The 219-nt window shown below is 60.7% G+C and carries 1 pseudogene; it reads right to left on the reverse strand.

Going from position 1 to position 219, the window contains the following annotated elements:
* Positions 1–219 (reverse strand): annotated as a pseudogene (locus AC0L3P_RS40415) (transposase); the annotation flags it as partial.

The following is a 219-nucleotide window of genomic DNA, read 5'->3' on the forward strand; positions in this document are numbered from 1 at the left end:
TGGTTGTGGCCATCGAGACGACGCCAGCTTTTGTGCGCGGCCTCAAGCAGTTTGAAGACCATCGCGAGCGCCGTCCTTGGATAGGCAGCCTTTCGATCGGATGGTGCGGTGGCGCACGGTGGCGAAGGTGCTTTCGATGGGGTCCGTCGTCCGCAAGTGTTTCCAGTGCTCGGCCGGGAAGTCATAGAAAGCCAGCAGCGTGTCCCGATCCTTGTTCAG

It is taken from the genome of Bradyrhizobium sp. WSM4874, from assembly GCF_055811835.1.